Annotated in this window: 12 protein-coding genes; all 12 read left to right on the plus strand. The window is 51.8% G+C overall.

Features of this window, described 5'->3' with window-relative positions; genetic code table 11:
• Positions 1-32: 32 nt before the first annotated feature.
• Positions 33-1226: a formate-dependent phosphoribosylglycinamide formyltransferase gene (gene purT / locus ACE41H_RS01190; protein ID WP_375352722.1), complete on the plus strand. Its 1194-nt coding sequence runs from the start codon at positions 33-35 to the stop codon at positions 1224-1226.
• Complete coding sequence (locus ACE41H_RS01195; RefSeq protein WP_375352724.1) at positions 1216-1674, plus strand: GNAT family N-acetyltransferase; 459 nt, start codon at positions 1216-1218, stop codon at positions 1672-1674. The genes purT and ACE41H_RS01195 overlap by 11 nt, the downstream gene beginning before the upstream one ends.
• Positions 1675-1856: 182 nt before the next feature.
• The gene (locus tag ACE41H_RS01200) at positions 1857-3509 is read left to right on the plus strand and encodes a response regulator transcription factor (protein ID WP_375352726.1); all 1653 of its coding nucleotides are present in this window, start codon (positions 1857-1859) and stop codon (positions 3507-3509) included.
• Positions 3510-3518: 9 nt separating this feature from the next.
• A complete protein-coding gene (locus tag ACE41H_RS01205; RefSeq protein ID WP_375352728.1) occupies positions 3519-5324 on the plus strand; it encodes a sensor histidine kinase family protein in 1806 nt (601 codons plus the stop codon).
• Positions 5321-6292, plus strand: a complete 972-nt coding sequence (locus ACE41H_RS01210; RefSeq protein ID WP_375352730.1) for a substrate-binding domain-containing protein — start codon at positions 5321-5323, stop codon at positions 6290-6292. The genes ACE41H_RS01205 and ACE41H_RS01210 overlap by 4 nt, the downstream gene beginning before the upstream one ends.
• A 215-nt stretch (positions 6293-6507) precedes the next feature.
• Positions 6508-7560 carry a galactose ABC transporter substrate-binding protein gene (locus ACE41H_RS01215; RefSeq protein WP_375353142.1) on the plus strand — a complete coding sequence of 351 codons (1053 nt, stop codon included), beginning with the start codon at positions 6508-6510 and terminating at the stop codon, positions 7558-7560.
• A 116-nt stretch (positions 7561-7676) separates the two neighbouring features.
• Positions 7677-9188, plus strand: a complete 1512-nt coding sequence (locus ACE41H_RS01220) for a sugar ABC transporter ATP-binding protein (RefSeq protein WP_375352731.1) — start codon at positions 7677-7679, stop codon at positions 9186-9188.
• A gap of 27 nt (positions 9189-9215) precedes the next feature.
• Positions 9216-10223 (plus strand): galactose/methyl galactoside ABC transporter permease MglC, encoded by a 1008-nt coding sequence (gene mglC / locus ACE41H_RS01225; protein WP_375352733.1) that lies wholly within the window; start codon positions 9216-9218, stop codon positions 10221-10223.
• 174 nt (positions 10224-10397) lie between these two features.
• Complete coding sequence (locus tag ACE41H_RS01230) at positions 10398-11030, plus strand: CAP domain-containing protein (RefSeq protein WP_375352734.1); 633 nt, start codon at positions 10398-10400, stop codon at positions 11028-11030.
• Between the two features lie 162 nt (positions 11031-11192).
• Positions 11193-12026, plus strand: a complete 834-nt coding sequence (locus tag ACE41H_RS01235; RefSeq protein WP_375352735.1) for a GDSL-type esterase/lipase family protein — start codon at positions 11193-11195, stop codon at positions 12024-12026.
• Complete coding sequence (locus tag ACE41H_RS01240; protein ID WP_375352737.1) at positions 12026-12994, plus strand: ABC transporter ATP-binding protein; 969 nt, start codon at positions 12026-12028, stop codon at positions 12992-12994. Before ACE41H_RS01235 ends, ACE41H_RS01240 begins: the two co-directional genes overlap by 1 nt.
• On the plus strand, positions 12987-13976 hold the full coding sequence (locus ACE41H_RS01245) for an ABC transporter permease (RefSeq protein WP_375352738.1): 990 nt from the start codon (positions 12987-12989) through the stop codon (positions 13974-13976). Before ACE41H_RS01240 ends, ACE41H_RS01245 begins: the two co-directional genes overlap by 8 nt.
• Positions 13977-13990 lie beyond the last annotated feature (14 nt).

Raw genomic sequence — 13990 nt, forward strand, 5'->3', positions numbered from 1 at the left:
CGAGCTATATCGTCTGAGGGGGAAGGAACAAAATGTGGGGTGCTCCTTTTTCCGCTGGAGCGAAAAAAATGCTGCTGCTTGGCAGCGGCGAACTCGGAAAAGAAGTCATTATTGAGGCACAGCGATACGGTGTGGAATGCATTGCCGTGGACCGTTATGAGCATGCGCCAGCGATGCAGGTAGCCCATCGGTCCTATTGTATCGATATGCAAGACCCTGAAGCCTTGAAATCGCTGATCCGCAAGGAGCAGCCTGATCTGATCGTCCCCGAAATTGAGGCGATTGCAACCCATGCGCTGGAAGAGTTGGAGCAGGAGGGCTTCAAGGTAGTGCCAACCGCCCGCGCTGCGCGTCTTACGATGGATCGCGAAGGGATTCGCCGGCTGGCAGCCGAACAGCTGGGACTGCCTACAGCAGCGTACCGCTTTGCCGATAACCTGGAGCAGCTGCAGCATGCGGTGGCCGAGCTTGGTACGCCATGTGTGGTGAAGCCGCTGATGAGCTCCTCGGGCAAGGGACAATCTGTCTGCCGGACACCCGAAGAAGCGCCTGCCTGCTGGAATGCGGCTCTGAAAGGGGCACGTGGCCGTACGGCTCGCGTCATTGTCGAGGCCTTTGTTCCGTTTGAAAGCGAAATCACGCTTCTTACCGTACGTTCGGCAAGCGGGACAACCTTTTGCCCGCCAATCGGGCATATTCAGAAGGACGGGGATTATGTTGAATCATGGCAGCCCCATCAGATGACAGACGGCCAACTGGAGCAGGCACAGGACATAGCGCGCCGTATTACGGATGAGCTGGGAGGATACGGGATCTTCGGTGTCGAGCTGTTTCTGACATCCACCGGTGTCGTCTTCAGCGAAGTATCTCCCCGTCCTCATGATACCGGGATGGTGACGATGGCAACGCAGGATTTATCCGAATTTGCTCTGCATGTGCGGGCTATTCTCGGGCTGCCAGTACACGAGGTACAACTGCTCGTCCCAGGGGCTTCCGCCACGCTTAAAGCGAATACTGCCGCTGAGGATTATGCGGTGGCCGGAATAGAGGAAGCGCTGAAGCTGCCTCGTACTCAGGTAAGAATATTTGGCAAGCCGGAGACGAAAGTGGGCCGGCGGATGGCTGTAGCATTAAGCACGGCCGATGAAGTGGAAACAGCCCGTAAAATTGCAAATGAAGCTGCTAATAAGCTTAAAGTGGAGGTTAACGTAAACCATGTCAAATAACGTTTTGGCTCCGGAGCTGACGCTTCGGACCGGTGAGCTCAGTGACTGCGAATGCGTTACAGGTTTGATGCGGGAAATCAATTATCCGATGACCTGCGCCGTCATGCGCGAACGTATGGAATCCATTGAAGCTGATCCTAATGCCTGCATCATGATGGCAGAGGTTGACGGAAAGGTAGCCGGCGCCATCGGCGTTCAGATCGTGCAAAGCCACGCCTATCCCGAGCCTGCCGCACAGATCATGCTGCTGATTGTCAGCAATGAATACCGTCGCGAGGGAATCGGCAGAAGGCTTGTTGCACAGGCGGAGACGTGGGGCAGTGAGCACGGAGGCGTGCATATGGTAGTCACAGGCGCAAATCGTGAACGGAATGCGGTCGCGCTCGATTTTTACGAACACATCGGGTTTGAAAAACATGGTTATCGACTGATCAAAAAGCTCAAATAGCAGATAAAAATAGTGATGAACCTGATCCGGCACGGAAGTGGCCGGCTCTTTTTTTCTGCCCTATTTACTTCCTGCACAGGATATAATACAATACCAAAGTGATTTTTGGGAAACGCTTTCACGAAACGGCGACTCAAGGACATTCACTTGTTTCAAAGTTTTAGGATATGAGGGATGATGCAATGTACAAACTAATTCTGGTAGATGATGAGCAGGACGTCCGTGAGGGACTGCTGGAGCAAATTGATTGGAAGGGACACGGCTTTGAAGTCATCGCCACGGCCGAGAACGGCAGGGAGGCATGCGAGCTTGTAGAGAAACATCAGCCTGACGTCATCGTCACCGATATTCAGATGCCTTTTATGGATGGTCTGCAGCTGGCAGAATGGGTGCGGCTTCATGCGCCGACAGCCAAAATTATTATTTTGACAGGCTTCGACGAATTTGAGTATGCCCAGCGGGCCATCAAGCTGCATATCGACGAATATGTGCTCAAGCCATTTTCGGCGGGTGAGCTGGTGGATGTACTGCTGAAGGTGAAAAGCCGCATTGAAAGTGAAATTGCGGATAAAGAAAATCTGCAGGTGCTTCAGGATCATTACAAACGGAGCTTGCCGCTGCTGCGCGAGCTTTTTCTGATTTCGCTCATTTCAAGACGCCTGCCGCAGACGGAAATAACAGAGAAATCGCGGCTGTACGATCTGGATCTGTCTGGAGAAGGTTATATGGCAGCGGTGATTTCGATAGACCGGCTTCACGGGAATCACTGGTCCGGGCCAGCAGACAGCAGTAACGGCATTTCGCTGCGCAGTTCGGGCAACCGGCAGCTGCAGCTGTTTGCGGTGCTGAATATCGCAGAGGAAATCATGGGCAGGAAGGGAAGCGGCCTTGTGTTCATGCATCAGGATCATATCGTGCTGCTGTCTGTCCGCCGCGGGCAGGAGAGCGAGCAATTTACCCGCAATGTCCTGAACGGGCTGGATGAAATCCGGGTCAGTGTGGAGAAATATTTAAAGCTCACCGTTACGATCGGAGCCGGGACCGAGTTCAGGGAAGCTGAAAACACTTATATCTCCTATGAAAGCGCCTGCGGAGCGTTGAACTACAGGTTTGTGCTTGGCAACAATCGCATTATTTTAATTGATGATGTGGAGTCAGGCAGAGCCGATCTGCTCCGTTTTGACGACCTGAAGGAGCAGGCGCTCATACGGACATTGAAGGTGGGCACCTCCGCCGAACTGGCTGAACTGATGGACAGCCTGTTTACTGATCTGGAGCCTGTCGCAGTATCTGTCCAGGACTACCAGGTATACCTTTTGGAAATTTTGACGGTAATCCTTAAAGTGACACGTGAGGCCGGCATCGGGATCGAGTCCGTGTTCGGCGCGGCTTCCAATCCGGTTGCGGAGGTATACCGGCTGAACAATTTGCCCGAGGTAAAGCAGTGGTTTACGTATGCCTGCAATACGCTGATCCGTCTGATTTCCAGCCGTCGTGAAACTGGGTACAGCAAGCTCGTGGAGGAAGCCAAGGCGTTTATGCGCGAGCATTTCAGCGACAGCGACCTGTCCATCGCCAAGGTATGCAGCCATCTTCATATCAGCGCAGGTTACTTCAGCAGTATTTTCAAAAAAGAGATGAAGATGACCTTTGTCGGTTACCTGATGCAGCTGCGTATGGAAGAGGCCAAGGAGCTGTTGCGCGCTACCGATCTGAAGGCGTTTGAAATTGCGGAGAAAACCGGCTTTTCGGACTCCAACTATTTCAGCTACTGCTTCCGGAAGACGTTCAACATCACACCTAAAGAATACCGCAACAGCTCCCGAGGAGGCTGAACCGACAGCATGAAAATAACATCTTTGGCAGGACTGCTCGGCCGTCTTCGTGCAATGCTCGGGTCATTGCCATGGAGAAGCATCCGCTTCTTAATCGGCTTGTCTTTTATGCTGCTGACCGTTTTTATCGTTTTGGTCGTCAGCGGTTTGTTGTACAACAAATTTTCGAACACGGCGGAGGAGAACGCTTTTCTTAACATTCAGCAGATTATCGGGCAGGTGAGCTATAATCTGGAAATATATGTGGAGGGCATGATGGGCATCTACGAGGTGGCCGGTGAGCGAATCGCCGCGGCGGAGGACATCTCGGACAGCAAGCTGCATGAGCAGCTGTCGGCCGTGCTCGGAACGAGACAGGATGTCGTTTCCTTCGCGCTGTTCACCCCCGGGGGAGACATGGTGCTGGACATGCCGGACCGGAAGCTGCAGCGGAACACGAATCTGATTTCGCAAAGCTGGTTCGAGAGCGCGCTGCGGGGAGAGGGGGGAATGACCTTTTCTCCTCCCCACATCCAGAATCTGTTCCCGGGTCAGTACAAATGGGTTGTTTCCATGAGCGGACAGGTTGCTTACCGCCAGGGGGGAGAGGTCAAGAAAGGCATTCTGCTGGTGGACGTTAATTTCAGGACGATTGATGAGCTTTCGAAAAGGGTCAGTCTGGGCAAGCGGGGTTATGTGTACATTATTGATTCACAAGGCAACATCGTATACCATCCACAGCAGCAGCTTATATACGCCGGCTTGAAATATGAGAATATCGAGCCAGTCCTGAGCTACTCCTATGGCAGGTATATCGATCAATCCACAGGGGAAGAACGGCTCATTACTGTCAAGACGGTCAATCCGATCGGCTGGAAAATTGTTGGTGTTGCTTTTCCGGAGGAAATATTGACGACCAAACAGGAGCTGAACAGTTTTATCGTCTGGTTTCTGGCGGAGGTCCTCATGGTGGTGCTCATTTTATCCGTCCTCGTTTCGGCAAGCATATCCAAGCCGATACAGCGGCTGGAAAAAGCGGTGCGCAAAGTGGAAAAGGGAGATCTGTATACGCCAATTCAGGTGCGGGGAGCGGACGAAATCGAGCAGCTGTCCGGCAGCTTCAACCGGATGCTGGCCCGCATCCGCGAGCTGATGGAGCAAAGCATCCGCGAGCAGGAGGCAAAACGCAAGAGCGAACTTGACGTGCTGCAGGCCCAGATCAATCCGCATTTTCTGTACAATACGCTGAACACGGTGATTCGTCTGGCGGAGAGAGGGCAAAATGACGAAGTGGTTAAAGCAATCACCTCATTATCCAAGTTCTTTCGCATCAGTCTCAGCAAGGGCAAGCAGATTATTTCGCTGGGGGATGAGCTGGAGCATGTACGCCATTATCTGATCATTCAGAAGGTGCGTTACAAGGAACGTTTTGATTATATCATTGAGGCGGATGAAGGGCTGCGGCACTTCCAATGTCTGAAGCTGATTTTGCAGCCTATCGTGGAGAACGCCATTGTGCATGGCATCGAGGAAATGGCGGACAAGGGCTTGATCCGCATCAGCACACGGGCTGACGGCGGGGATATCCTGATCACCGTCACCGACAACGGACTGGGGATGAGAGAGGAGACGCTGGAACGAATTCTGACCGGAGAACACAGATCCGAAAAAGGGTCCGGCGTAGGAGTTGCCAATGTGCATAAGCGGATCAAGCTCTATTACGGAGACGGGTATGGACTTCATTTTGAAAGTGAGCTGGAAGAAGGGACGACGGTCACGATCAGGATACCAGCCTTGCCGTATGAAGATGGCGCACCGGGGAGGGGTGGAGCATGAGACGCTTTAAATGGAATGCGCTGATTGGACTTTGCCTGTTCATCGGGCTGCTGTCCGGCTGCGGGGAGCAGAACGTAGAGCCAACAGCCGTCACTACACCGCTGCAGATCGATATGATCGTCAAACAGAAGGACAGCGAGTATTGGAATACAGTAAAATTGGGAGCAGAGGTTGCCGCCAAGGAGTTTAATGTAAAGCTGAATTTTCGCGGCCCAAACCGTGAAACGGATATCGAGGGACAAATCAAACTGATGGAAGCCTCTATCCAAGCGGACCCGGATGCTATCATTCTGGCGGCGGGCGATTATATGGCTCTGGCTCAGGTAACGGATCGGGCCATTGGCATCCCGGTCATCACGATGGATGCGGAGGTCGCGTCAGCTCGTCCAGTTGCCTTTATTGGCGCAAACAATTACGCATCCGGACAGCTTGCGGCCGAACGGTTGAGCACGCTTACCGGACCGGAAGCGGAAATCGGGATCATTAATTTTGTGAAGGGAGCGCGTAATGCGGACCAGCGGCTAGAAGGTTTGATGGATTATTTGGCACGCTTTCCCGACATCTCAATTGTGGAGACAGCGTACTGCGGCTCCGATCAGGAACTGGCATATCAGGAGGCTGCCGCAATGTTGAAGAGGTACCCGGAGCTGGATGCCATTGTGGGCCTCAGCGGGGAGGCGGGACTGGGCGTCGGGCGGGCGGTCCGCGAGGCCGGTCTCGTCCCGAAGGTCAAGATTGTAACGTTCGACAGCCCGCCTGCGGTGATGGAAATGCTGCAGGAGGGCACCGTGCAGGCGACGGTCATCCAAAACCCGTTCAGTAACGGCTATCTCGCCGTGAAGCAGGCGGTGGAGTACATCCAGGGCATGGACGTCCCCGACCGGACGGACACGGGCACCAAGCTGATCGATTTAAACAACATGATGTGGCCGGAAAATCAAAAGCAGCTGTTCCCGTTTGTCAGATGATTTTTACAAAGCGTCTCTCGGCATGTATACGTAGCGCCCCGGCTCGCCCACATAGAGAAAGGACTATTTACCCATGAAAATCCTCACACATTGATGAGGATTTTCATATTTTTGATGAGGATTTTGTATTACAATACGGCGTTTTTTCAAGGATAATGAAAGCGTAAACAAAAGAGAAAGCGGCTACAGAGCCGTACCAGGAGGTCTAATCATTGATGAAAAAAGTTACTTTTGTACTCCTTGCAGGTGCCTTGGTCAGCGGAGCGCTGGCAGGCTGTTCTTCTTCCGGAAGCAAATCTGCCTCAGGTGGCGCCGGAGGCGGAGGCGGTGATCTTCCGCAAGTGGGGGCAGCGATCTACAAATTTGACGATACATTTATGTCCGGTGTCCGCAGCGCTATCGAAAAAAATGCGGCCGGAAAAGCAGAAGTGGATATCGTGGACAGCCAAAACTCCCAACCAACACAAAACGATAAAGTGGATCTGTTTATCACCAAGAAAAAAGACGCTTTGATCGTGAATCCGGTTGACCGCACAGCAGCGGGTGTCATCATCGACAAGGCGAAGACAGCGGATATTCCTGTCGTATTCCTGAACCGCGAGCCGCTGCCGGAAGATATGAAGAAGTGGGATAAAGTGTATTATGTCGGTGCCAAAGCCGAAGAATCCGGAACGATGGAAGGTCAGCTGGTTGCGGATTATTTCAAAAACAATCCTGAAGCGGACAAAAACAAGGACGGCGTTCTCCAGTATGTCATGCTGAAAGGCGAGCCAGGCCACCAGGACGCCGAGTTGCGTACACAATACTCGGTTAAAGCAATTGAAGATGCAGGCATCAAGGTTGAGAAGCTTGCTGAAGATACTGCGATGTGGGACCGTGTAAAAGGACAGGAAAAAATGGCCGCATTCCTGGGCGCTAATGGCGACAAGATCGAAGCTGTGTTGGCCAATAACGACGATATGGCACTTGGTGCTGTAGAAGCTCTTAAAGCAGCAGGTTATTTCACGGGCGACAAATATATGCCGGTTGTAGGTGTCGATGCGACTGAACCAGCACTGCAGGCGTTGAAAGACGGCACATTGCTGGGGACCGTATTGAATGATGCTGGCAGCCAAGGCAAAGCAGCCGTTAACCTGAGCTCAACACTTGCCAAAGGCGAAACGCCTAGCAAAGAAAATGTAGGCTTCGACATTACAGACAATCAGTATGTGTGGATTTCCTACAAAAAAATCACTAAGGATAATATCGCTGACGCATCCGTTGAGTAACAATCTCAGTTACAAATTCAGGGCGGGTGAGCATTCACCCGCTCCGCTTTTATCCGGATAGGAACCAGGAGTGCTGTGCCTCTCCATTAAAGACAAATACGCAGGGGGCGTAACAGATGACTCAACATGAGTATGTTTTGGAAATGAACGACATTACCAAGGAATTCCCTGGTGTCAAGGCGCTGGACGGGCTGACCCTGAAGGTGCGGCCGGGTACGGTTCATGCCCTGATGGGTGAGAACGGGGCCGGCAAATCGACATTGATGAAATGCCTTTTCGGCATTTATAAGCCTGACGGCGGAGAAATCCTGCTGAATGGTGTCAAAACGGAAATCAACAATTCGAAGGATGCCCTGAATCATGGAATCTCCATGATTCACCAGGAGCTGCATCCGGTGCCGCACCGGAATGTGATGGAAAACATCTGGCTGGGCCGTTTTCCCACCAAGGGCATTGGTCCCTTGCAATTTGTTGACCACAAAAAAATGAAAGCCGATACGGAAGATTTGTTCCGTCAGCTTGATATCGATCTTGAGCCTGAGACCCTTGTCGGCAAGCTGTCCGTATCCAAAATCCAATCGATCGAAATCGCCAAGGCGGTGTCATTCCATTCGCGAATTATCGTCATGGATGAACCGACCTCATCCCTGACAGGTGTCGAGGTGGAGCATTTGTTCCGCATCATTCGGGACCTGCAAAAGCAGGGGGTGGCAATCATATATATTTCGCACAAAATGGAAGAAATTTTGCAAATTTCGGACGATGTCACCATTATGCGTGACGGTAAGAAAATAGGAACCTGGCCTGCGGCCGAGCTGACCACGGATCTGATCATTTCAAGAATGGTCGGGCGGGATCTGACCTCACGTTTCCCGGAGCGTGAGAATGTGCCGGGCGAAGTGGTGCTGAGTGTAAAAAAATTAACTTCCCCGCTGCCAAAATCGTTCAAGGATGTAAGCTTTGAGCTGCGTAAGGGCGAAGTGCTAGGGATTGGGGGATTGGTCGGAGCACAGCGTACGGAGGTTATTGAGGCGCTCTTCGGCTTAAGGGCCATCGAATCCGGGACGATTGAAATGAACGGAAAACCGGTCAAAATCAAATCACCGGAGGATGCCAAAAAGTTGGGCTTCGCGCTGTTGACCGAGGAACGGCGCGTTACGGGGATTTTTCCCGTGCTGCCGGTGCATGAGAACGCGGCCATCGCCAACCTGGACCGTTACCAGAAGCCGTACCTGCTGCTTGATGAGAAACGGAAGCGGAGCGAATCGGACAAAATGGTCGAGAAGCTGCGCACGAAGACGCCGAATACGAAAGCGCTCATCATGAACCTGTCCGGCGGCAATCAGCAAAAGGTGCTGCTCGCCCGCTGGCTGCTGACCGAGCCTGACATTCTTTTATTGGATGAGCCGACACGCGGCATCGACGTTGGCGCCAAATTTGAAATTTACAGCATTATTTCCGATTTGGCGAAGCAGGGGAAAAGCATTATCATGATTTCCTCCGAAATGCCGGAGCTGCTGGGTATGTCCGATCGGATTATGGTGATGTCGGAAGGGCGCCTTACAGGAATGCTGGAAGGCGAACTGGCCACAGAAGAAGAGATTATGAGGCTGGCTGCCCAGCACTAGGGAGAATCAGAGGGGGAAACATTCATTATGAATACTGTAAAAATGAAGGGACTTTTGTCTCAAAATGCAATCTATATCGTATTATTCGTACTCATCGTAGGCATTGCCGTTTATGATCCGAGCTTTATAGCCGTAAATACACTGCGTGATGTGCTCATACAGTCGTCAACCCGTATTATCATTGCACTCGGTATGGCATTTATTTTGATTACAGCCGGAACGGACCTGTCTGCCGGACGGATCGTCGGACTATCTGCCGTCATCTCGGCTTCCATGCTGCAGGTATCCGATTATCCGCGCCGCTTCTTCCCGGATATGCCGGAGCTGAACGTCATCATCCCGATTGCGCTGGCTGTCATTATCGGTCTGGTGTGCGGTATGATCAATGGCTGGGTTGTAGCCAAGCTGAATGTGCCGCCGTTTATCGCCACACTCGGCACCATGGTTGCTGTATACGGCTTGAACTCCTTGTATTTTGATATGGAACCGAACGTATCCCAGCCGATTGGCGGTCTGCGTCCTGATTTCACGACTATCGGCTCCGGATTCATCGGCAGCGGGGAATTTTCCATCCCGTACATCGTCATCATTGCCATTGTTGTGTCTGTCATCGTATGGGTCGTGTTTAACAAAACAAAGCTTGGTAAAAACATGTATGCTATCGGCGGCAATATTCAGGCTGCAAAGGTATCCGGCATCAATGTATCCAAAAACCTGATCTGGATCTATGCGATTGCCGGCGCACTGTACGGCCTGGCCGGGGTGCTGGAAGCTGCACGTACAGGCGGTGCCACGAACAACTACGGTAACATGTATGAGCTTGACGCCATCGCGGCATGTGTCGTGGGCGGGGTATCCACTTCCGGCGGTATCGGAACTGTGCCAGGTGTACTCGTAGGGGTATTCATTTTCACCATTATCAACTATGGTTTGACATTTATCGGGGTCAGCCCTTACTGGCAGCTGATTATTAAAGGTCTCATCATCGTGGCTGCAATCGCCATCGATATGAGAAAATATGCAACCAAAAAGTAAGACATAACTAGAAGCAACAAAGCCGCGGTTCTGCCGCGGCTTTTTCTGTGATTCCGAAGGTGAATTTCCATAAATTTGGGTTAGAAACCTCGTGTCGAATCATGTTATACTGTCAATGTGTTGATGACAAGTTTGTAACCTTTTTGTAAATTTTAAAATTGGGAGATGAGATCTTTGAAACATACGTGGAAAAAGATTTTGACAACAGGAACCCTGACAGCAGCATTGTCCGCAGTATTGGTTGTGCCTGCATCGGCAGCGGCAGCGCCTTCTTCAACGGACTTGTCTTCCTATATTCAACAATGGCTCAACGATAACGGTTATGCCGGAGATACAGTAAACTTGCCGGAAAGCGGACAAACCGCATCCAAGCCGGCGGCTCCAACACAGCCGGTGTCCAATCCGGACACTACTACAACTAAGCCATCAACAGATAAGTCGCAGTTTACAGCGCAAGTTATCGCCCTCGTAAATCAGGAACGCAGCAAAGCAGGTTTGAAACCGTTGACCAGCCATACGAACCTTTCCAACATGGCGCTGGAAAAAGCGAAGGATATGAGCAAGAACAACTACTTTGATCATAACTCGCCAACCTACGGTTCACCATTTGATATGATGAAGAAATTCGGCATTTCCTATTCCTATGCCGGTGAGAATATTGCCATGGGGCAACAGACGCCTGAAGAGGTCATGAAAGACTGGATGAACAGTGAGGGACACCGTAAAAATATTATGAGCCCGAACTTCACGCTGATCGGTATCGGCTATTATAACGGCTACTGGGTGCAGGAATTTGTCGGAAAATAAACGAAATAGGAAAAAGCAGATCGGGAATACTGAGATTCCTGATCTGCTTTTTTGCGTTCTTTACAAAATCACTTTCCGGCGCCCGCAGCAAAGGGGAAATTTGCAAATCGGAAAAAGAAGCTTTATCTTTAGGTAGATTAGGGCATTCGGGAGGTATGCAAGTTGAATTCAACGAGCTGGATCTGGAGAATAACAAGCACCTTGTCCATTGCAGCCACATTGCTTCTTATATATGGTTTTGCAGCTGCTGTTGCCGGGAATCTTTCGCCAGCGCCAGTGTCTCCGCCCGCTGCCGCGCCGGAAAGCGGACAGGCTCCGTCTCCTGCATCCGGGAATGAGATCAGAGCCATCGCTATCGGAGATTCGCTTGCCAGAGGAACGGGGGACGACTCGGGAAGCGGATTCGTGCGAAGAGCGGTGGATCTGCTGGATAAAAACGGGATACATGCCAAGCTGATTAATAATCTTGGGAATAACGGGCTTACGACGGACGCCCTCTTGACCAGACTTGACGAGACAGGTGTACAATATGTTCTCAAGGAAGCCAACGTGATCATGCTCTCCATCGGCGGGAACGATCTGTTTGCAGGCGGACAGGCTCTCCAGAGCGGCTCGGAGCCCCCGACGGCAGAGCAGTTGAGGACAACCTTGCCGGCTGCCTCGGCACGCCTGCAGAAGATACTGGACAGGCTGCATGCCATCAATCCGGATGCGCGAATATTGTATCTCGGCCTGTACAATCCTTTCAGCGATCTGGCGGAGTTGAAAGTTCCCGGCAATACCGTAGTTAGCGAATGGAATGAGGCGGCGCTCACGATTACGAACAAAAACGATAACATGAGTGTGATTCCGACGTTCGACCTGTTTGAACAAAACCTGACTGCCTACCTTTCTTCAGACCATTTTCACCCGAACGGCGCAGGGTATCAGGCCATTGCGGAACGGATCGTTCAGGGTTTCGCCACGGCATCGCCGGGCGGGGAGGCGGATGAATAATGGGCACACATGAGCGGGAAACGGTATTATCCGTACAGCATGTAAAGAAAAAGATAGGACGCCGCTGGATCATCCAGGATGTAACGTTTGATGTATACGCAGGGGAGATTTTTGGTTTCCTCGGGCCAAACGGGGCCGGCAAAACGACCACCATCCGCATGCTGGTGGATTTGATCAAGCCGACGGAGGGAACGATCAGCGTCTGCGGATACAATGTAAACCGGGACCCTGAGCGCGCGCTCACTTATGTCGGCTCAATTGTGGAAAATCCCGAAATGTACGGCTATCTCACAGGTTGGGAAAACCTGGAGCACTTTGCGCGCATGCAGTCGGGTATCGACGCGTCACGAATCCTGGAGGTCGTTAATCTCGTTCGGCTGGACCGCAGAATTCACGACAAGGTCAGTACATATTCTCTGGGCATGCGGCAGCGGCTCGGCATTGCTCAAGCGCTGCTGGGCAGACCGAAGCTGTTGATTCTTGATGAGCCAACGAACGGGCTGGACCCCAAGGGTATCAAGGAAATGCGGGCTTTCATCAGGGCGCTTGCCGAGCAGGGTATGGCCGTATTCGTATCCAGCCACCTGCTGAGCGAAATTCAGCTGCTGTGCGATCGGGTGGCGATTATCAGCCACGGCAACGTGCTTGCGGTAGGCGGAGTTAAGGAACTGGTCGCGGATCATTCGCGGCTCGCGGTCTGGCAGCTGCACCCGCGTGAGCAAGGGATGGCTCTGCTTCTAAGCTCGCCGTTCGTCAAGGTGCTTGAGCGGCCGGACGAGCAGGTGGATGACAGCATCATTGCCTCTGCGGGTGAAGGGGCGATATTCACCGAAATGGAGGAAAGGCATATATCTGAACTGGTTGCCCTTCTCGCAGGGGCTGGCATCGAGGTGCACCGTGTAAGCCCGATCAATCCTACTCTGGAGCAGCTATTCCTGAAGATGACAGAGGGTGAAGTACTTGAATAACATACTGCCTTTAGTGAAGAACGAGACGATCAAAATTATGAAAAGAAAAAGATTTTATATCATTCTGCTCATTTTGCTCGTCCTCGTGCCTATATTTACGTATGCCCAGCTTAAAGCCGCGGAGAGAAACCGCGAGAAATTTGGCGGCGACTGGCGGCTTGAGCTTCAGCAGGCGATCACGGACAACCAGAACTCGCTTGGCAGCGACCGGGTCCCAGAGGAATGGAAAAGGTACCGAAGTGTTTTTATTCAGCAAATGCAGTATTATTTAGAGCATGACATCAATCCCAATGAGCCGGGAGCGGTTACCTTCACCCGTGAATTTATGGACAATTCCGTCAATCTGTTCATCCCGCTGCTCATAATGGCGATCGCATCGGATCTCGTATCCGGGGAGCGGACGGCAGGCACCATCAAGATGCTGCTTACAAGGCCAGTCCGCAGGTGGAAGGTGCTGTTGAGCAAGCTGCTGGCGCTCTTTATGTTTGTCTCGCTCATAGTGGTATCCACTTTTGCAATGAGCTATTTCATTTCCGGGCTTTTCTTCGGTTACAGAGGTTTTGGGGTGCCGGTATTCACCGGTTTCCGGATTGTCGGCTCGAATGTGGATATGTCAGCCGTTCAGGCGGTTCCGCAGTGGAAATACATGCTGCTGCAGTGCGGGCTGATCTGGTTTGTGAGCATGATTGTTGCCATGCTGGCGTTTATGGTTTCCGTCCTTCTCCGCAGTACGGCGGCGAGCATAGTGGTCATGATGGCGGCATTGATCGCAGGCACGATTCTGACCAATATGGCTTCTTCCTGGGAAAGCGCAAAATATCTGTTTATGGTGAATCTCGGATTGACAGCATATCTGGCTGGAAACCCCGCGCCGATTGAGGGGATGACATTGCCGTTTTCCCTGACTGTGCTGTCTGTTTGGGGTATATCAGCGCTGATCGTTTCATTCGCCGTCTTTACGAAACGGGATATATTGAATTAAAATGGACAAAGTAT

Source organism: Paenibacillus enshidis, assembly GCF_042136365.1.
GTDB classification, from domain to species: Bacteria; Bacillota; Bacilli; order Paenibacillales; family Paenibacillaceae; genus Paenibacillus; species Paenibacillus enshidis.

Excerpts from the sequence above, each read along its gene's own strand:
- purT (WP_375352722.1), top strand. The coding sequence starts at position 33 with ATGTGGGGTGCTCCTTTTTCCGCTGGAGCGAAAAAAATGCTGCTGCTT.
- ACE41H_RS01195 (WP_375352724.1), top strand. The coding sequence starts at position 1,216 with ATGTCAAATAACGTTTTGGCTCCGGAGCTGACGCTTCGGACCGGTGAG.
- ACE41H_RS01200 (WP_375352726.1), top strand. The coding sequence starts at position 1,857 with ATGTACAAACTAATTCTGGTAGATGATGAGCAGGACGTCCGTGAGGGA.
- ACE41H_RS01205 (WP_375352728.1), top strand. The coding sequence starts at position 3,519 with ATGAAAATAACATCTTTGGCAGGACTGCTCGGCCGTCTTCGTGCAATG.
- ACE41H_RS01210 (WP_375352730.1), top strand. The coding sequence starts at position 5,321 with ATGAGACGCTTTAAATGGAATGCGCTGATTGGACTTTGCCTGTTCATC.
- ACE41H_RS01215 (WP_375353142.1), top strand. The coding sequence starts at position 6,508 with ATGAAAAAAGTTACTTTTGTACTCCTTGCAGGTGCCTTGGTCAGCGGA.
- ACE41H_RS01220 (WP_375352731.1), top strand. The coding sequence starts at position 7,677 with ATGACTCAACATGAGTATGTTTTGGAAATGAACGACATTACCAAGGAA.
- mglC (WP_375352733.1), top strand. The coding sequence starts at position 9,216 with ATGAATACTGTAAAAATGAAGGGACTTTTGTCTCAAAATGCAATCTAT.
- ACE41H_RS01240 (WP_375352737.1), top strand. The coding sequence starts at position 12,026 with ATGGGCACACATGAGCGGGAAACGGTATTATCCGTACAGCATGTAAAG.